The following is a 20044-nucleotide window of genomic DNA, read 5'->3' on the forward strand; positions in this document are numbered from 1 at the left end:
ATGGACCAGGAACAGAAGCTCCGCGACTACCTGAAGCGGGCCAGTGCCGATCTGCGGCGCTCCCGGCAGCGGGTGGGCGAGCTGGAGGCGGCGGCCCGCGAGCCGATCGCGATCGTGGGCATGAGCTGCCGCTTCCCCGGAGGCGTGCACAGTCCCGAGGAGCTCTGGTCCCTGCTCGCCGCCGACGGGGACGGCATCACCGGGTCCCCGGCCGACCGCGGCTGGGAGCTGCTCGCCGAGGACGCGGCAGAGTTCTCCGGCGGATTCCTGCACGACGCGGCCGAGTTCGACGCCTCCTTCTTCGGCATATCGCCCCGTGAGGCACTCGCCATGGACCCGCAGCAGCGACTGCTGCTGGAGTCCTCCTGGGAAGCCTTCGAGCGGGCCGGCATCGACCCGGCGGCGGTCCGGGGGACCAAGGCAGGCATGTTCGTCGGGGCGATGCCCCAGGAATACCGGGTGGGCCCGGACGACGACGTCCAGGGCTTCGCCCTGACGGGCACCACCACCAGCGTCATCTCGGGCCGGCTCGCCTACTTCTTCGGAACCGTGGGCCCGGCGGTCACCGTCGACACCGCCTGCTCGTCCTCCCTCGTTGCCCTGCACCTGGCCGCCCACTCCCTGCGCCAGGGCGAATGCTCCCTGGCGCTGGCCGCCGGCGTCACCGTGATGTCCAGCCCCACCACCTTCGTGGAGTTCAGCCGCCAGGGCGGGCTCTCCGCCGACGGGCGCTGCCGCTCCTTCGCCGACTCCGCCGACGGCACCGGCTGGTCCGAGGGCGTGGGCGTCCTGGTCCTGGAACGCCTCTCGGAGGCCCGCCGGAACGGGCACGAGATCCTGGCCGTCATCCGGGGCTCCGCCGTCAACCAGGACGGCGCCTCCAACGGGCTGACCGCGCCCAACGGCCCCTCGCAGCAACGGGTGATCGAGCAGGCGCTGGTCAGTGCGCGGCTCTCGGCCGACGAGGTCGACGTCGTCGAGGCGCACGGCACCGGCACCACCCTGGGCGACCCGGTCGAGGCCCAGGCGCTGCTGGCGACCTACGGCCAGGGCCGCGACGACGACCGCCCGCTCCTGCTGGGGTCCGTCAAATCGAACCTCGGCCACACCCAGGCGGCGGCCGGCATGGCCGGCGTCATCAAGATGGTGCTGGCCATGCGGCACGGCCTGCTCCCGCGCACGCTCCATGTGGACCAGCCGTCCTCGCACGTCGACTGGACACAGGGGGCCGTGCGTCTGCTCACCGAGCACGTCCCGTGGCCGCAGGGCGAACAGCCGCGCCGGGCCGGCGTCTCCTCGTTCGGGCTCAGCGGCACCAACGCGCACACGATCCTGGAAGAGGCCCCGGCCGCCCCTGAGGAGGCTGCGGCTGTCCCTGAGAAGAACATGGAGCCGGCCGCCGCCGAGCCCGTGGCGGCGGGCGCCGTCCCGTGGCTCGTCTCCGGCCGCACCCGCGAGGCGCTGCGCGCCCAGGCGGCACGACTGCTCGAACACCTCACGTCCCGCCCCGGCCTCGTACCCCTGGACGTGGCCTACTCCCTGGCCACGGCCCGCTCGGGCCTGGAGCACCGCGCCGCGTTCACCGCGGACGGCCCGGACCGGGCCCGCGCCGCCCTCACCGCGCTCGCCGACGGCACACCGGCCCCGGGTCTGATGCAGGACACCGCGCGGACACGGTCCAAGCTGGCCTTCCTCTTCGCGGGCCAGGGCTCCCAGCGGCCGGGCATGGGGCGTGAACTGGCCGCCCGCTTCCCGGCCTTCGCCACCGCCCTGGACGAGGTTCTCACCCACCTCGACCAGGGGCTTCCGCTGCCCCTGAAGGACGTGCTGTTCGCCGCCGAGGGCACGCCCGAGGCCGCCCTGCTCGACGAGACCCGCTACGCCCAGCCCGCGCTGTTCGCGATCGAGGTCGCGCTGTACCGGCTCGCCGAGTCCTTCGGCATCAAGCCGGACTTCCTCGCCGGGCACTCCATCGGCGAGATCGCCGCGGCGCACATCGCCGGCGTCTTCCCCCTGGCCGACGCCGCGGCCCTGGTGCTCGCCCGCGGCCGCCTCATGCAGGCGCTGCCCGAGGGCGGCGCCATGGTCTCCCTCGAAGCCGCCGAGGAAGAGGTCCTGCCCCTCCTGGAGGACCGGCAGGACCGCGTCTCGATCGCCGCGGTCAACGGGCCCGCCGCCGTCGTGGTCGCCGGCCAGGCCGACGACGTCACCGCCGTCGCCGAGCACTTCGGCGCGCTGGGCCGCAGGACCAAGCGGCTGCGGGTCTCGCATGCGTTCCACTCCCCGCTCATGGAGCCCATGCTGGAGGAGTTCCGCACGGCCGTCTCCCGGCTCACGCCGCAGGCGCCCGTGATCCCGGTCGTCTCCGGCCTGACCGGCACCCTCGCCACGGTGGAGCAGCTGGCCTCCCCCGATTACTGGGTGGACCACGCCCGCCACACCGTACGGTTCGCCGACGCCCTCGGCTGGCTCGACGGCCACGGCGCCGCCACCTTCCTGGAACTGGGCCCCGACGGCGTCCTGTCCGCCATGGCCCAGTCCTGCCTGGCCGCGGCGGACACGGACACCGCCGCCGATGGCGTCCTGGCGACGCTCGCCGTGCTGCGCCCCGGCCGCCCCGAGGCCGAGACGCTCACCGCCGCGCTGGCGGGTCTGCACACCCGCGGTGTGGCCGTCCGGTGGGAGCCCTACTTCGAGGGCACCGGCGCCCGGCGTGCCGACCTGCCCACCTACGCCTTCCAGCGCCGCCGCTACTGGCCCAAGAGCCTGCCCGCCACGGGTGGTGACGTGCGCGCGGCCGGCCTGGGCGCGGCACATCACCCGCTGCTGACGGCGGCCGTGTCGGTCGCCAACTCCGACGGGCTCCTGCTGACCGGACGGCTGTCACGACGTACCCACCCCTGGCTCGCCGACCACGCCGTGCGCGGCACGGTGCTGCTGCCGGGCACCGCCTTCCTGGAGCTGGCCGTGCGCGCCGGGGATGAGGCCGGCTGCGGCCGCGTGGAGGAACTCACCCTCGCCGCCCCGCTGGTGCTGCCCGAGGAGGGCGGTGTCCAGGTGCAGGTGTGGGTGGGCAGCCCCGACGAGTCGGGCCGCCGCGCCGTGAGCGTCCACTCCCGCCCCGACGGGCCGGAGGAGCTGCCCTGGACCCAGCACGCCGCGGGCACCCTCGTCGCCGGTGAGCACCACGCCGGATTCGACGCCACCGTCTGGCCGCCCGCCGACGCGCAGGAGCTGGACCTCGACGGCTTCTACGACCGGATGGCCGACACCGGCTTCGGATACGGCCCCCTCTTCCAGGGACTGCGCGCCGCCTGGCGCAGTGGCGACGACGTCTACGCCGAGGTGACGCTGCCCGACACCAACGGCGCCGACGCCGCGTCCACCGAGTCGTCTGCGGCGTTCGGGATCCACCCGGCCCTGCTGGACGCCGCGCTGCACGCCGCGGCCTTCGTGGACCTGGGCGAGGACGCCCGTGGCGGCCTGCCCTTCTCATGGCAGGACGTCACCCTGCACGCGAGCGGGGCGAGCACGGTCCGCGTGAAACTGACCCCGGCCGAGGACGACGCGGTGGCCATCGCCGTCGCCGACACCACCGGCGCCCCCGTCGCCTCCATCGGCTCGCTCGTCCTGCGCACCCTGCCCGACGCGCAGATCGACGCGGCCAACTCCCTGATCCGCGACGCCCTGTTCGAACTGCGCTGGAGCGCATCGCGGCAGGCCGCCCAGGCGGCGCCTGCCTCGGCCGCCGTCCTCGGCCCGGACCTCTTCGGCCTGGAGCGGGCCCTTGCGCCGGCGGCCCTCACGGTCACGGCGCTGTCCGGCCCGGAAGCCGTCACCCACGCCCCGGACCTGGTCCTCGCCCCCGTCCAGGGGGCGGCCGAGGACGACGTCGTCACCTCCGTGCACGCCCGCACCGCCCACGTACTGGAGCGCCTGCGGACCTGGCTGGAGGACGAGCGCCACGCCGCCTCCCGGCTGGTCTTCGTCACCCGTGGCGCCATCGCCACCGACGCCCGGCAGGCACCCGACCCGGTGGCCGCCGCCGTCTGGGGCCTGGTCCGCGCCGCGCAAAGCGAACACCCGGGCCGCTTCGGGCTGTTGGACCTCGACCCCGGCACCGCCGAGCCCGCCGCGGAGCCGGTGCTGCGGGCCCTGGCCCTGTCCTCGGACGAGCCAGGGACCGCCGTCCGCGGCACCGCCGTGCTCACCGCGCGCCTCGCCCGCGCCCAGGCGCCGCAGGCCGCTACGGAGTGGGACCCCGAGGGCACCGTGGTGCTCACCGGGGCCACCGGCGGCCTGGGCCGCATACTGGCCCGGCACCTGGTCGCCGAGCGCGGCGTACGCCATCTGCTGCTCGTCAGCCGCCGCGGCGCCGACGCCGACGGCGCCGGGGAACTCGTGGCCGAACTGGCCGAGCACGGCGCGCACGTGACCATCGCGGCATGCGACCTGGCCGACCGCGCCGCCGTGCAGCGGCTGCTGGCCGGCGTGCCCGCCGAGCACCCCGTCACCGCCGTCGTGCACAGCGCCGGCAGCCTCGACGACGGCGTGATCGAATCGCTCACCCCCGAACGGATCAGTGCGGTCCTGCGGCCCAAGGCCGACGCCGTCTGGCACCTCCACGAGGCCACCCGGGACCTGGACCTGGCCGCCTTCGTCGTCTTCTCCTCCCTCTCCGGCACCGTGGGCGCGGCGGGCCAGGGCAACTACGCCGCCGCGAACGCCTTCCTCGACGCGCTCGCCCAACTGCGCCGCGCGCAGGGCCTGCCGGGGCTCTCCCTGGCCTGGGGCCCGTGGGAGCCCACCGCCGGCATGACCGGCGGACTGACGGACGAGGACCTCGACCGCCTGGCCCGGATGGGCACGCCGGCGCTCACCGAGGAACAGGGCATCGCCCTCTTCGACGCCGCCACCGCCACGGATGCCGCCGTCCTTCTGCCGACCAGGCTCGACCTGTCCGTCCTGCGCCTCCAGAGCGACGTTCCGCCGCTGTGGCGCGGCCTGATCCGTACCCCGGCCCGCCGCGCGGTGGTCTCCGGCCCGGAGGCCGCCGTCCCCCTCGTACAGAAGCTGTCCCGGCTGGCGGAGGCCGACCGCCGCGAGGTCGTGCTCGACCTCGTCGCCGGCCAAGTGGCCGCCGTGCTCGGCCACGCCGGCACCGCCGACATCGACCCGCGGCGCCCGCTGCGGGATCTGGGCTTCGACTCGCTGACCGCCGTGGAACTGCGCAACCGGCTCAGCGCGGCCACCGGCCTGCGCACCGCCGCCACGGTCATCTTCGACTACCCGACCGTCGACGCCCTCGCCACGCACCTCCTCGACGGACTCATGGGCTCCCAAGCCGCCGCCGCGGCCGATGCGCCCCGTGCCGCCGCGGACGACGACCCCATCGTCATCGTCGGCATGAGCTGCCGCTACCCGGGCGGCGTCGCCTCGCCCGAGGACCTGTGGCGGCTGGTCAGCGAGGGCACCGACGCCATCTCGGGCCTGCCCACCGACCGGGGCTGGGACCTGGACGCGCTCTACGACCCGGACCCGGACCGCACCGGCACCTCCTACTCCCGTTCCGGCGGATTCCTGCACACCGCCGCCGACTTCGACCCGGCCTTCTTCGGCATGAGCCCCCGCGAGGCCCTGGCCACCGACTCCCAGCAGCGGCTCCTCCTCGAAGCGTCCTGGGAGGCCGTCGAGCGCGCGGGCATCGACCCGGTGTCCCTGCGCGGCAGCCGGACCGGCGTGTTCGCGGGCGTGATGTACAACGACTACGCCACGGTGCTCTCCGGCGGGCAGTTCGAGGGCCACCAGGGCAGCGGCACCGCCCCGAGCGTCGCCTCCGGCCGCATCTCCTACACCCTCGGCCTCGAAGGCCCCGCCGTCACCGTCGACACCGCGTGCTCGTCCTCGCTGGTCGCCATGCACTGGGCGATGCAGGCACTGCGCGCGGGGGAGTGCTCGCTCGCGCTGGCCGGCGGCGTCACGGTCATGTCGACGCCGGGCGCCCTCATCGAATTCTCGCGGCAGCGCGGCCTGTCCCCGGACGGGCGCTGCAAGGCGTTCGGCGACGGTGCCGACGGCGTCGGCTGGTCCGAGGGCGTGGGCGTCCTCGTCCTGGAACGCCTCTCCGACGCCCGCCGCAACGGGCACCGGGTCCTGGCCGTCGTCCGCGGCTCCGCCGTCAACCAGGACGGCGCCTCCAACGGCCTGACCGCCCCCAACGGCCCCGCCCAGCAGCGGGTGATCCGGCAGGCGCTGTCCGCCGCCGGCCTGACCGCCACCGACATCGACGCCGTGGAGGGCCACGGCACCGGCACCACCCTCGGCGACCCCATCGAGGCCCAGGCGCTGCTCGCCACGTACGGCCAGGACCGCGACCCGGACAGCCCGCTGCTGCTGGGCTCGGTGAAGTCCAACATCGGCCACGCCCAGGCCGCGGCCGGCGTCGCCGGCGTCATCAAGATGGTCATGGCCCTGCGCCACGGCGTGCTGCCCCGCACCCTGCACGCCGACGAGCCGTCCGCGCACGTGGAGTGGAGCGAAGGGGCGGTGCGCCTGCTGACTGAGGCGACGCCCTGGCCGCAGGCCGGCCGCCCGCGTCGCGCCGCCGTCTCCTCCTTCGGGTTCAGCGGGACGAACGCGCACCTCATCGTCGAGGAGCCGACGGCCGTCGCCGAGCAGCGCGAAGAGCCGGCGCTCACCCCGGCCGTCGTGCCCTGGACGCTGTCGGGCAAGAGCCGGGCGGCGCTGCGCGACCAGGCCGCCCGCCTGCGGTCCTTCCTGGAGGAGCGTCCTGCCCTGGACGCGGCCGATGTCGCGCTCTCCCTGGCCACCACCCGCTCGGCCTTCGACCAGCGCGCCGTCGTCACCGGCGACCGCGACGAACTGCTGCGCGCCCTCGCCGACCTGGCCGCCGACCGGCCGGGCCCCGCGCTCACCGAGGGCGAGGTCGGCGGCGCGGGCAAACTGGCCGTGGTGTTCTCCGGGCAGGGCAGCCAGCGCCCCGGCGCCGGCCGTGAACTCGCCGCCCGCTTCCCCGCGTTCGCCCAGGCCCTCGACGAGGTCACCGCCGCCCTCGACCCGTACCTGGACCGCCCCCTCAAGGACGTCCTGTTCGCCCCGGAGGGCAGCCCCGAGGCGGCGCTGCTGGACCGCACCGAGTGGACCCAGCCCGCGCTGTTCGCCGTCGGCGTCGCGCTCCACCGGCTGCTCGGCACCTGGGGCATCCGCCCCGACGTGCTGCTGGGCCACTCCATCGGCGAGATCACCGCCGCGCATGTCGCGGGCGTCCTCTCGCTGCCCGACGCGGCCCGCCTGGTGGCCGCGCGAGGACGGCTGATGCAGGCGCTGCCCGCCGGCGGCGCGATGATCTCCGTCCAGGCCACCGAGGACGAGACCGCGCCGCTGGTCGCCGGGCGCGAGCACGAGGTCTCCCTCGCCGCCGTCAACGGCCCCCGCAGCGTCGTGGTCGCCGGAGAACTGGCCGCCGCCGAGGAGATCGCCGCCCACTTCGCGGCCCAGGGCCGCAAGACCAAGCGCCTGACGGTCAGCCACGCCTTCCATTCGCCGCTCATGGAGCCCGCCCTCGACGGGCTGCGCGAGGTCGCCGCCGAGCTCACCTACCACGCGCCGGACGTGACCGTCATCTCCGGCCTGACCGGACGGCCCGCCACCGACGAGGAACTGCGCTCGGCCGACTACTGGGTCGCGCACGCCCGCGGCGCCGTCCGCTTCGCCGACACCCTGCGCGCCGCGCACGACTGCGGCGCCGGCACCTTCCTCGAAGTCGGCCCCGACAGCGTGCTGTCGGCCCCCGCCCAGGAAGCCCTCGGCGACGACGCGGCGGCGCATATCGTCCCGCTGCTGCGCCACGGGCGCGGCGAGGAGCGCTGCGCGGCCACCGCGCTGGCCCGCCTGCACGTCCGCGGCACGGCCGTCGACTGGCCCGGGTACCTCGCCGGCACCGGAGCCCGCACCGTCGACCTGCCCACCTACGCCTTCCAGCACGAGCGCTACTGGCCCGAACAGCCCCCGGCCCGCCTCGCGCAGGGTGCCGCCGACCCCGCGGACGCCGAGCTGTGGGGCGCCGTCGAACGCGGCGACGCCACGGAACTGGCCGCCCTCCTCGGGCTGCGCGACGAACAGCACGCCTCCCTGTACGCCCTGCTGCCCGCGCTGTCCTCCTGGCGCCAGCACCGGCAGGAGAAGGCGCTGCTGGACTCCACCCGCTACCGCGTGGCCTGGCGCCCCGTGCGGGCAACCGCCGCGCCCGTACTGGACGGCACCTGGCTGCTCGTCACCGCCGACGGCATCGACAGCGACGAGATCCTCGATGCGCTGCGCGGCCACGGAGCCCAGTTCGAGACCCTCGCCCTGGACGACGCCTGCCGCGACCGCGCCCACCTCGCCGACCGGCTCGCCGCCGTACGCGACCAGGACCGGCCCCTGACCGGTGTGCTGTCCCTGCTGCCGCTCGCCGACGGCCCCGGGGCCGAGACCGGCGCCCAGCCGTCCACCGGGCTCGCGCTGAGCCTCGTGCTGATCCAGGCGCTCGCCGACACCGGCCTCGCCGCGCCCCTGTGGACCCTGACCCGGGGCGCCGTCACCACCGGCGCCGACGACCCGCTCACCCACCCCCTCCAGGCCGCGGTCTGGGGACTGGGCCGGGTCGCCGCCCTGGAACACCCGCAGCTGTGGAGCGGCCTGATCGACCTGCCGGCCGCCCTCGACGCCCCCGCCACCCAGCACCTCGTCAGCGCGCTGGCCGCCGAGGGCGGCGAGGACCAGATCGCCGTCCGCGCCACCGGAGCGCTCGGCCGCCGCCTGGTGCGCCACCCGCAGGCCGAACTGCCCCCGGCCGACGCCTTCACCGCGCGCGGCACCGTGCTCGTCACCGGCGGCACCGGAGCGCTCGGCGCCGAGGCCGCCCGCTGGCTCGCCCGCAGCGGCGCCGAGCACCTCCTGCTCACCAGCCGCCGCGGCCCCGACGCCCCCGGCGCCGCTGAACTGGCCGCCGAAATCGAGGAGTTGGGCGCCCGCGTCACCATCGCGGCCTGCGACACCGCCGACCGCGCCGCACTCGCCGCGCTGCTGGACTCCGTACCCGACGAGCACCCGCTGACCGGCGTCGTGCACGCCGCCGGTGTCGGCCAGGCGACCGCCCTCACCGACACCCCACTGGCCGACGCCGCAGCGGCGATGGCCGCCAAGCTGCTCGGCGCGGCCCACCTCGACAGCCTCCTGGACGGCCACGACCTGGACTTCTTCGTCCTGGTCTCCTCGATCGCCGGAGTGTGGGGCAGCGCCGGACAGAGTGCCTACAGCGCCGCCAACGCCTACCTCGACGCCCTCGCCGAACACCGCGCGGCCCGCGGCCTGCCCGCCACCTCCGTCGCCTGGGGCCCCTGGGCCGAGGCCGGCATGGCCACCCACGAGGCCGTCACCGACGAACTGCACCGGCGCGGGCTGCGCTTCCTCGCGCCCGCGACCGCCCTCACCGAACTGCGGCGCGCCGTCGTCCACCAGGACGTCACCGTCACGGTCGCCGACATCGACTGGGAGCGCTACCACCCCGTCTTCACCTCCACCCGCCCCAGCGCCCTCTTCGACGAACTGGCCGAGGTCCAGGCCCTGGAACGCGCCGAGGGCGAGAGCGCCGCGCCCGAATTCGCCGCGCGCCTGCGGGGCCTGGGCCAGGACGAGCAGGAGCGGCTGCTGGGCGACCTGGTGCGCGCCGAGGCGGCCATCGCCCTCGGCCACGACTCCGCGGACGCCGTCGCGGAGCGGCGGGCCTTCCGCGACGCCGGCTTCGACTCGCTGACCGCCGTGGAACTGCGCAAGCGGCTGGCCGCCCTCACCGGCCTGGCCCTGCCCGCCACCCTCGTCTTCGACTACCCGACCCCCGTGGCCCTCGCCCGCCACCTGCGCGACGAACTCCTGGGCACCGCCCAGGCTCCGGCCGCTCCCGTGGCCGTCCCGTCGGCGGGCTTCGACGAGCCCATCGCCATCGTCGGCATGAGCTGCCGCTTCCCCGGCGGCGTCCGCTCCCCGCGGCAGCTGTGGGACCTGGTCAGCGAAGGCGTCGACGCCATCAGCGACTTCCCCGTCAACCGCGGCTGGCACACCGGCCTCTTCCACCCCGACCCGGACAACCCCGGCACGACGTACTCCACCCAGGGCGGATTCCTGCACGACGCGGGCGAGTTCGACGCCTCCTTCTTCGGCATCTCGCCGCGCGAGGCGCTGTCCATGGACCCCCAGCAGCGGCTGCTGCTGGAGACCACCTGGGAGGCGTTCGAGCACGCCGGCATCGACCCCACCACCGTCCACGGCACCACGACCGGCACCTTCATCGGCTCCACCTACCAGGAGTACGGACTCGGCGTCGAGGACGGCTCCGCCGGCCACCTGGTGACCGGCACCAGCCCCAGCGTGCTCTCCGGGCGCCTGGCCTACCTCTTCGGCCTCGAAGGCCCGGCCGTCACCGTCGACACCGCCTGCTCCTCGTCCCTGGTCGCCCTGCACCTGGCCTGCCAGTCGCTGCGCAACGGCGAGAGCTCCCTGGCCCTGGCCGGCGGCGCGACCGTGATGACCAACCCCAACCCGTTCGTCGCCTTCAGCCGGCAGCGGGCCCTGGCCGGCGACGGCCGCTGCAAGGCGTTCTCCGACAGCGCCGACGGCATGACCCTGGCCGAGGGCGTCGGCGTCCTCGTCCTGGAGCGCCTCTCGGACGCCCGGCGCAACGGGCACGAGATCCTCGCCGTCGTCCGCGGCTCGGCCATCAACCAGGACGGCGCCTCCAACGGTCTGTCCGCCCCCAACGGCCCCTCCCAGCAGCGCGTCATCCGCCAGGCCCTGGCCAACTCGGGGCTCACCCCGGCGGACGTCGACGCCGTCGAGGCCCACGGCACCGGCACCGCCCTCGGCGACCCCATCGAGGCCCAGGCCCTGCTCGCCACCTACGGACCGGGCCGCGACCAGGGGAGTCCGCTGCGGCTGGGCTCGGTGAAGTCCAACATCGGCCACACCCAGTCGGCGGCCGGCGTGGCCGGCGTCATCAAGATGGTCCTGGCCCTGCGCCACGGCCGGCTGCCGCGCACCCTGCACGCCGACACCCCCTCCAGCCACATCGACTGGACCCCCGGCACCGTCTCCCTGCTGACCGAGCCCACCGACTGGCCCGAGGGCGAGCGCCCGCGCCGCTGCGCGGTCTCCTCCTTCGGCATCAGCGGCACCAACGCCCACACCATCCTCGAAGAGGCCCCCCGCCCGCGCGAGACGACCCCCGCGCTCCCGGCGCCCCCGGCCGGCGGCGCCGTTCCCTGGGTGCTGTCCGCCCGGACCCCGGGCGCGCTGCGCGCCCAGGCGGCCCACCTCGCCGACCACCTCGACGGCGAGGCACCCGGTGCCCTCGACGTCGGCCACACCCTGGTGGCCACGCGCACCCTCTTCGACCACCGCGCCGTCGTCGTCGGCACCGACGACGCGTCCCGGCGCGCGGCCCTGGACGCCCTCGCCACCGGCGGCTCCGCACCCGGCGTCGTCCAGGGCACGGCCGACACCGACGGCAAGACCGTCTTCGTCTTCCCCGGCCAGGGCTCCCAGTGGGCCGGCATGGGAGCGCGGCTCCTCGAGGAGTCCCCGGTCTTCGCCGAGCGGCTGACCGAATGCGCCACCGCCCTCTCGGAGTTCGTCGACTGGTCCCTGCTCGACGTGCTGCGCCAGGCCGACGGCGCGCCGACCCTGGACCGCGTCGACGTCGTCCAGCCCGCCTCCTTCGCCGTCATGGTCTCCCTGGCCGCGCTGTGGGCCTCCCACGGCATCACCCCCGACGCCGTGGTCGGCCACTCGCAGGGCGAGATCGCCGCGGCCGCTGTCGCCGGGGCGCTCTCCCTGGAGGACGCGGCCCGGGTCGTCGCGCTGCGCAGCCAGGCCATCGCCCGCGGGCTGGCCGGATCCGGCGGCATGCTGTCGGTCCCGCTGCCCGCCGCCGACGTCGAACAGCGACTCGCCGCCTATGAGGACCTGTCGATCGCCGCCGTGAACGGCCCGGGGTCCACCGTCGTCTCCGGCGCCACCGCGCCGCTGGACGCCCTCCAGGCCCAGCTGGTCGGCGAGGACATCCGCGCCAAGCGCATCGCCGTGGACTACGCCTCGCACTCCGCGCAGGTCGAGCGGGTACGCGACGAACTGCGCACGGTCCTCGCGCCGGTGCGCCCGCGCCCGGCCCAGGTGCCCTTCTTCTCCACCGTCACCGGTGACTGGCTGGACACCACCGTCATGGACGCGGAGTACTGGTTCACCAACCTGCGCCGGACCGTCCACTTCCAGCCCGCCATCGGCGAACTCCTCACCCAGGGACACCACTTCTTCATCGAGGTCAGCTCGCACCCCGTCCTGTCCATGGGCATCCAGGCGACCGCCGAGGAAGCCGGGGCCGCCGCCGCGGTGCTCGGCACGCTCCGGCGCGACACCGGCGGCACCGACCGCTTCCTGACCTCCCTGGCCGAAGCCTTCGTCCGGGGCGCGGGAGCCGACTGGTCCGCCGTCTTCGCCGGCACCGGCGCCCGCCGGGTGCCGCTGCCCACGTACGCCTTCCAGCGCGAGCACCTGTGGGCGATCCCCGAGCGGCCCCAGGACCGGGCCGAGGCAGACCCCGCGGACGCCCAGTTCTGGACGGCGGTCGAGGAGGAGGACGTCGACGCGCTCGCCTCCAGCCTGCGCCTGGACCGTACCTCCCTGGCCCCGGTCCTCCCGGCCCTCTCGCACTGGCGCAAGCGCCGCCGCGAGATGTCCACCGTGGACTCCTGGCGCTACCGCGCCACCTGGAAGCCGCTGACCAGCCTGCCCACGGCGGCCCTGACAGGCACCTGGCTCGTCGTCGCCCCCGAAGGAGCCGACACCGACACCCTCACCGGTGTCCTCGCCGCCCACGGCGCCGAGACGCGCACCCTCGTCCTGGACGACGCCTGCGCCGACCGCGCCACCCTGGCCGCGCGCCTGACCGGGCTCGACGGCGCCGGGGACCTCACGGGCGTGGTGTCCCTGTTGGCGCACGCCGAAGCGGCGAGCCCCACCCACCCGGCGCTCAGCCGCGCCGTGGCCCTGACCGTCGCGCTCGTCCAGGCGCTCGGCGACGCCGGAATCGACGCACCCCTGTGGTGCCTGACCCAAGGCGCCGTCTCCACCGGCCGCGCCGACCGGCTCACCCGCCCCGACCAGGCCCAGATCCTCGGCCTCGGCTGGACCGCCGCCCTCGAACACCCGCAGCGCTGGGGCGGCCTGGTCGACCTGCCCGAGGAGGTGGACCGGCGGGCCGGGGAGCGCCTGGCCGCCGTCCTGACCGGCCGCAGCGGCGAGGACCAGCTCGCCGTTCGCTCCTCCGGCGTCCTCGCCCGCCGCGTCGTACGCGCCGCCCCCGCGGACCCCGCCCCGGCCCGCCCCTGGACGCCGAGGGGCACCACCCTCGTCACCGGCGGCACCGGCACACTCGCCCCGCACCTGGCCCGCTGGCTCGCCCAGCAGGGCGCCGAGCACATCGTGCTCACCAGCCGCCGCGGCCCGGCGGCGCCCGGCGCCGGAGAACTCGTAGAGGAACTGGCCGGGTTGGGCTGCGAGGCCGAGGCCGTGGCCTGTGATCTGACCGACCGCGAGGCGGTCGCGCAGATGCTCGCCGCGCTCCGGGCCGAGGGCCGCACCGTACGCACCGTCGTGCACACCGCCGTCACCATCGAGCTGGCGACGCTGGACGAGACGACCCTCGACGACTTCGCCAAGGTCATGGACGCCAAGGTCACCGGCGCCCGGCACCTGGACGAACTCCTCGGCGACGACCTCGACGCCTTCGTCCTGTACTCCTCCACCGCCGGTATGTGGGGCAGCGGCGCGCACGCCGCCTACGTCGCCGGCAACGCCTATCTCAACGCCCTGGCCGAACACCGCCGCGCCCGCGGCGCCCGGGCCACCGCGATCTCCTGGGGCATCTGGGCCGACGACCTCAAGCTCGGCCGCGTCGACCCCGGCCAGATCCGCCGCAGCGGGCTGGTCTTCATGGACCCCCAACTGGCCCTCACCGGCCTGCGCCAGGCCCTCGACGACGACGAGACGCATCTGGCCGTCGCCGACGTGGACTGGGAGCGCTACCACCCCGTCTTCACCGCCGCGCGGCCCACCCGGCTCTTCGAGGACCTGCCCGAAGTCCAGCGGCTGGAGGAGCACACCAGCCACGTCGTCGACTCCGGCAGCGAGTTCGCCACCCGGCTCCTCGGCCTGGCCGCAGCCGAACAGGACCGCCTCCTGCTGGATCTCGTCCGCACCGAGGCGGCCACCGCGCTCGGCCACGCCTCACCCGACGTCCTCTCCGAACAACGCGCCTTCCGCGACGTCGGCTTCGACTCGCTGACCGCCGTCGACCTGCGCAACCGGATCGCCACCGTGACCGGGCTCGCCCTGCCGAGCACCATGGTCTTCGACTACCCCAACCCGCTCGCACTCGTCGCCTACCTGCGCGAGGCGATCACCGGCACCGCCACCGCGGCCCCGGACACCTCCACCACCGCAGCCCACGACGAGCCCATCGCCATCATCGGCATGAGCTGCCGCTACCCCGGCGGCGTCGGCTCACCGGAGGACCTGTGGCGCCTGGTCGCCGAGGGCGGCGACGCCACCGGCGAGTTCCCCACCGACCGCGGCTGGGACGCCGAGGGCCTCTACGACCCCGACCCCGACCGGACCGGCCACACCTACTCGACCCGGGGCGGCTTCCTCCACGACGCCGCCGACTTCGACGCCTCCTTCTTCGGCATCTCGCCCCGCGAGGCCCTGGCCATGGACCCCCAGCAGCGCCTGCTGCTGGAGACCTCCTGGGAGGCGATGGAACGCGCCGGAATCGACCCCGCCACCCTGCGCGGCAGCAGCACCGGCACGTTCATCGGCGCCAGTTACCAGGACTACGGCGCCTTCGGCGGGAGCGCGGAAGGCGCCGAGGGACACCTGATCACCGGCACCATCTCCAGCGTCCTGTCCGGCCGGCTCTCCTACACCTACGGCTTCGAGGGCCCGGCCGTCTCCCTCGACACCGCCTGCTCCTCCTCCCTCGTCGCCCTGCACCTGGCCTGCCAGTCCCTGCGCAACGGCGAGAGCTCCCTGGCCCTCGCGGGCGGCGTCAGCATCATGTCCACGCCCGGAGCGTTCGTCGGCTTCAGCCGGCAGCGCGCGATGGCGGCCGACGGCCGCTGCAAGGCGTACTCCGACCAGGCCGACGGCATGAGCCTGGCCGAAGGCGTCGGCCTGGTCCTCGTCGAGCGGCTCTCCGACGCCCGCCGCAACGGGCACCAGGTCCTGGCCGTCATCCGGGGCTCCGCCGTGAACCAGGACGGCGCCTCCAACGGGCTGACCGCGCCCAACGGCCCGTCCCAGCAGCGCGTCATCCGCCAGGCCCTGGCCAACGCCAAGACGGACCCTGACGGCATCGACGTCATCGACGGCCACGGCACCGGCACCGCCCTCGGCGACCCCATCGAGGCGCAGGCCCTGCTGGCCACCTATGGCCAGGGCCGCGACCCCAAGCACCCGCTGCTCCTGGGCTCCGTCAAATCCAACATCGGCCACACCCAGATGGCGTCCGGGGTCGCCAGCGTCATCAAGATGGTCATGGCCATGCGCCACGCCGAGGTGCCCAGGTCCCTGCACATCGACCGGCCCTCCTCGCACGTCGACTGGAGCTCCGGCGCCATCCGGCTGCTCACCGAGCCGCTGCCCTGGCCGGCCACCGGACACCCGCGCCGCGCGGGCGTCTCCTCCTTCGGACTCAGCGGCACCAACGTCCACACCATCCTCGAACAGGCCCCCGAAGAGCGCCCCGACGCCGAGACGGACGCCACACCGGCTCGCCCGGCCGAGCCCGCGCTCGTCCCCCTGACGCTCTCCGCACGCACCGAAGCGGGCCTGCGCGCCCAGGCCGGACGGCTCCTGACCCACCTCGCCGACCACCCGCAACTCCCGCTCACCGACCTCGCGTTCTCCCTCGCCACCTCCCGGGCCGCCCTGGAGCACCGTGCCGCCGTCGTCACCGACGACCCCGACACCCTCACCCGCGCCCTGACCGCGCTGCGCGACGCGGCCCCCGACGGCGGACTGCTCACCGGCCGCCCGGACCGCGGCCGACTCGCCTTCCTCTTCACCGGCCAGGGCAGCCAGCGCCCCGGAATGGGACGCGAACTCTACGACCGCCACCCGGTCTACGCCGAGGCCCTGGACGCCGTACTGGCCCGCTTCGACCTCGAACTCGACCGCCCGCTGCGGGAGATCCTCTTCGCCGACCCCGGCACCCCCGAGGCCGCGCTGCTGGACGACACCGGCTACACCCAGCCGGCCCTCTTCGCCCTCGAAGTGGCGCTGTTCCGGCTCGCCGAGTCCTGGGGCCTGCGCCCCGACCACGTCGCGGGACACTCCATCGGCGAGCTTGCCGCCGCGCACGCCGCCGGAGTCCTCTCCCTGGAGGACGCCTGCACCCTCGTCGCGGCCCGCGGCCGGTTGATGGCCGCCCTGCCCTCGGGCGGCGCCATGGCCTCCGTCGAGGCCACCGAGGACGAGGTGCTGCCCCTCCTTCCGGAGTACGAAGGACGCCTGTCCGTCGCCGCCGTCAACACCCCGGCATCCCTGGTCGTCTCGGGCGACGAGGACGCGGTACGCGCCGTGGCGGACCGCTTCCAAGAGCTCGGCCGCCGCACCAAGCAGCTGCGCGTCAGCCACGCCTTCCACTCGGCGCACATGGACGCGATGCTGGACGACTTCACCCGCGCCGCCGAAGGCGTCACCTTCCATGCGCCGGAGCTGCCGCTGGTCTCCACCCTCACCGGCGAGCCGATCCCGGCCGACGACCTGTGCTCGGCGCAGTACTGGGCCCGGCAGGTCCGCGGCACCGTCCGCTTCGCCGACGCCGTCCGGCACCTCACCGAGCACGGTGTGACGACCTTCTTCGAGCTCGGCCCGGACGCCGTACTCAGCGGCGCGGTACGCGAGAGCACCGGTGAGCAGACATCCGTCACCGCCGTTCCGGCACTGCGCCGCGACCGGCCCGAGGCCCCCGCACTGACCACGGCACTGGCCCGGCTCCACCTCCACGGGGTGCGGGTCGACTGGGACGCCGCGTTCGCGGGCAGCGGCGCCCGGCGAACCGACCTGCCCACCTACCCCTTCCAGCGCGAGCGCTACTGGCCCGAGGCGGCCGCCGAAGCCGCCGCACCCGCACACCCCGCCGACGCGGCGGACGCGGAGTTCTGGTCGGCCGTCGAGCGCGCGGACCTCCGGTCCCTGGGCTCCTCGCTGGACCTGGACGACGGCACCCTCAGCGCCGTCGTGCCCGCCCTCTCCTCCTGGCGGCGCAAGAGCCGGGAGCGCTCCACCGTCGACGGCTGGCGCTACCGGACCACCTGGAAGCCGCTCACCGGCACGGCCACCGCCGGACGCCCGGCCGGCACCTGGCTGGTGCTGGTATCGGCCGACGGCGAGCGGGCCTGGACCGATGCGGCCGCCGGGGCCCTGGGCGCCGACGCCGTACGGGTCGAGGTGAGCGCCGTGCAGCGCCAGGAGCTGGCCGAGCGGCTGCGCGAACTGAGCGCAGAGCACGGCGGGTTCGCGGGCGTCCTGTCCTTGCTGGCGACGGCCGGGGAAGGCGCCGATGACGCCACGACCGCGGGCCTCCTGCTGACCGCCACCGCCGTCCAGGCCCTGGGCGACGCCGGCATCGAGGCCCCCCTGTGGTGCGTGACCCGCACCGCCGTGGCCGTGGACCGCGCCGAACACCCGGCCCGCCCCGCGCAGGCCGCCGTCTGGGGCCTGGGCCGGGTCGCCGCACTGGAACACCCGCAGCGCTGGGGCGGCCTCGTCGACCTCCCCGACGAGCTCGACGGCACCACCCTGCGCCGCCTGGTCACCGTCCTCGCCGACAGCGGCGACGAGGACCAGCTCGCCGTACGCACCACCGCGACCTTCGTCCGCCGCCTGGCACACCACCGGGCCGCACCGGCCCCCGAGGCAGGCACGTTCCGCCCCACCGGAACCGTGCTCGTCACCGGCGGCACGGGTGCGCTCGGCGGCCATGTCGCCCGATGGCTGGCCGAGGCGGGCGCCGAGCACCTGCTGCTGGTCAGCCGGCGCGGCACCGACGCCCCCGGTGCCGGTGAACTGGCCGCTCAGATTGCTGAGTTGGGCGCCGAGGTGACCATCGCGGCGTGCGACACCGCCGACCGGGACGCGCTCGCCGCCGTACTGGCCGCGATCCCCGACTCGCACCCGCTCACCGCGGTGTTCCACACCGCCGGCACCGTCGACGACGGCACCCTGGACTCGCTCACCCCCGAGCAGTTCACCGCCGTCCTGCGTACCAAGGTCACCGCCACCCTCAACCTGCACGAGACGACCCGCGAGCAGGACCTGAGCGCCTTCGTGCTCTTCTCCTCCGTCGCCGGCACCCTCGGCGCACCCGGCCAGGGCAACTACGCCGCCGGCAACGCCTTCCTCGACGCCTTCGCCGAACACCGCCGCGCCCACGGCCTGCCCGCCACCTCGCTGGCCTGGGGCCCCTGGGCCGAAACCGGCATGGCGGCCGACGGCACCGGCATCCAGGACCGGGTCCGCCGCGGCGGCTTCACCCCCATGGCGCCCCGGCTCGCCCTCACCGCACTGCGCCAGGCGATCGAGCACGACGCCACGACGCTGACCCTCGCGGACATCGACTGGCAGCGTTACGCAGAGGTCTTCACCGCAACGCGTCCCGGCCGCTTCATCGGCGACCTGCCCGAACTGCAGCAGAGCACGCCGCCCGCCGGGACACCGGAAGCCGCCCTGCGGGAGGTGGCCCTGCGCCGGCGGCTCGCCGGGCTCACCCCGGCCGCGCGCCCGCGCTTCGTCCTGGACCTGGTACGCACCCAGGTGGCCGCGGTCCTCGGGCACAGCGGCACCTCGGCCATCGGCGCCGACCGCGCCTTCAGCGACCTCGGCTTCGACTCGCTGACCACCGTCGAACTGCGCAACACCCTCACGGCCACCACCGGCCTGAAACTGCCCGCGACCCTCGTCTACGACTACCCGACCCCGACCGCCCTCGCCGACTTCCTGCTCGCCGAACTCCTCGACGTCCTGCCCGAGTCCGGCGCCCCGGCCTTCATCGGCCGCGCCGCGGACGACGACCCCATCGCCATCGTCGGCATGAACTGCCGCTTCCCCGGCGGCGTCCGGTCCCCCGAGGACCTCTGGCAGCTGCTGAGCAGCGGTGCGGACGCGATCAGCGGATTCCCCGCGGACCGCGGCTGGGACCTCGACGCGCTCGCCCGCGGCGCCTCCGCCACCCTCGAAGGCGGATTCCTGGACGGCGTCGGCCTCTTCGACGCCCCCTTCTTCGGCATCTCGCCCCGCGAGGCCCTGGCCATGGACCCCCAGCAGCGGCTGCTGCTGGAGACCTCCTGGGAGGCGTTCGAGCGCGCCGGAATCGACGCGACCACCCTGCGCGGCAGCCGTACCGGAGTCTTCGTCGGCACCAACGGCCAGGACTACGCCACGCTCCTGCGCCAGGGCACCGGCACCACCGACGTACGCGGCCATGTCGCCACCGGCAACACCGCCAGCGTCATGTCCGGCCGCCTCTCCTACGCCTTCGGCCTGGAGGGCCCGGCCGTCACCGTCGACACCGCCTGCTCCTCCGCGCTGGTGGCCCTGCACATGGCCGCGGGCGCCCTGCGCAGCGGCGAGTGCACCCTTGCCCTGGCCGGCGGCGTCTCGGTCATGTCCGGCCCCGACTCCTTCACCGAGTTCACGGTCCAGGGCGGGCTGGCCCCCGACGGACGGTGCAAGCCGTTCGCCGACGCGGCCGACGGCACGAGCTGGTCCGAGGGCGTGGGCGTCCTCCTCCTGGAACGCCTCTCCGACGCCCGCCGCAACGGCCACGACGTCTGGGGCATCGTGCGCGGCACCGCCGTCAACCAGGACGGCGCCTCCAACGGACTGACCGCGCCCAGCGGACGGGCCCAGCAGCGCGTCATCCGCCAGG

At 75.2% G+C, this 20044-nt stretch carries 1 protein-coding gene (only partly in view); it reads left to right on the forward strand.

What is annotated here, in order from left to right; translation table 11 throughout:
• Positions 1-20044 carry the 5' portion of a type I polyketide synthase gene (locus AC5677_RS36705; RefSeq protein WP_497192216.1) on the forward strand. Its footprint extends 8447 nt past the window's final position, so the window shows 20044 of its 28491 coding nt (coding positions 1-20044); its start codon is at positions 1-3; its stop codon lies off the right edge, out of view.

The organism is Streptomyces sp. JLSY215 (assembly GCF_059682825.1).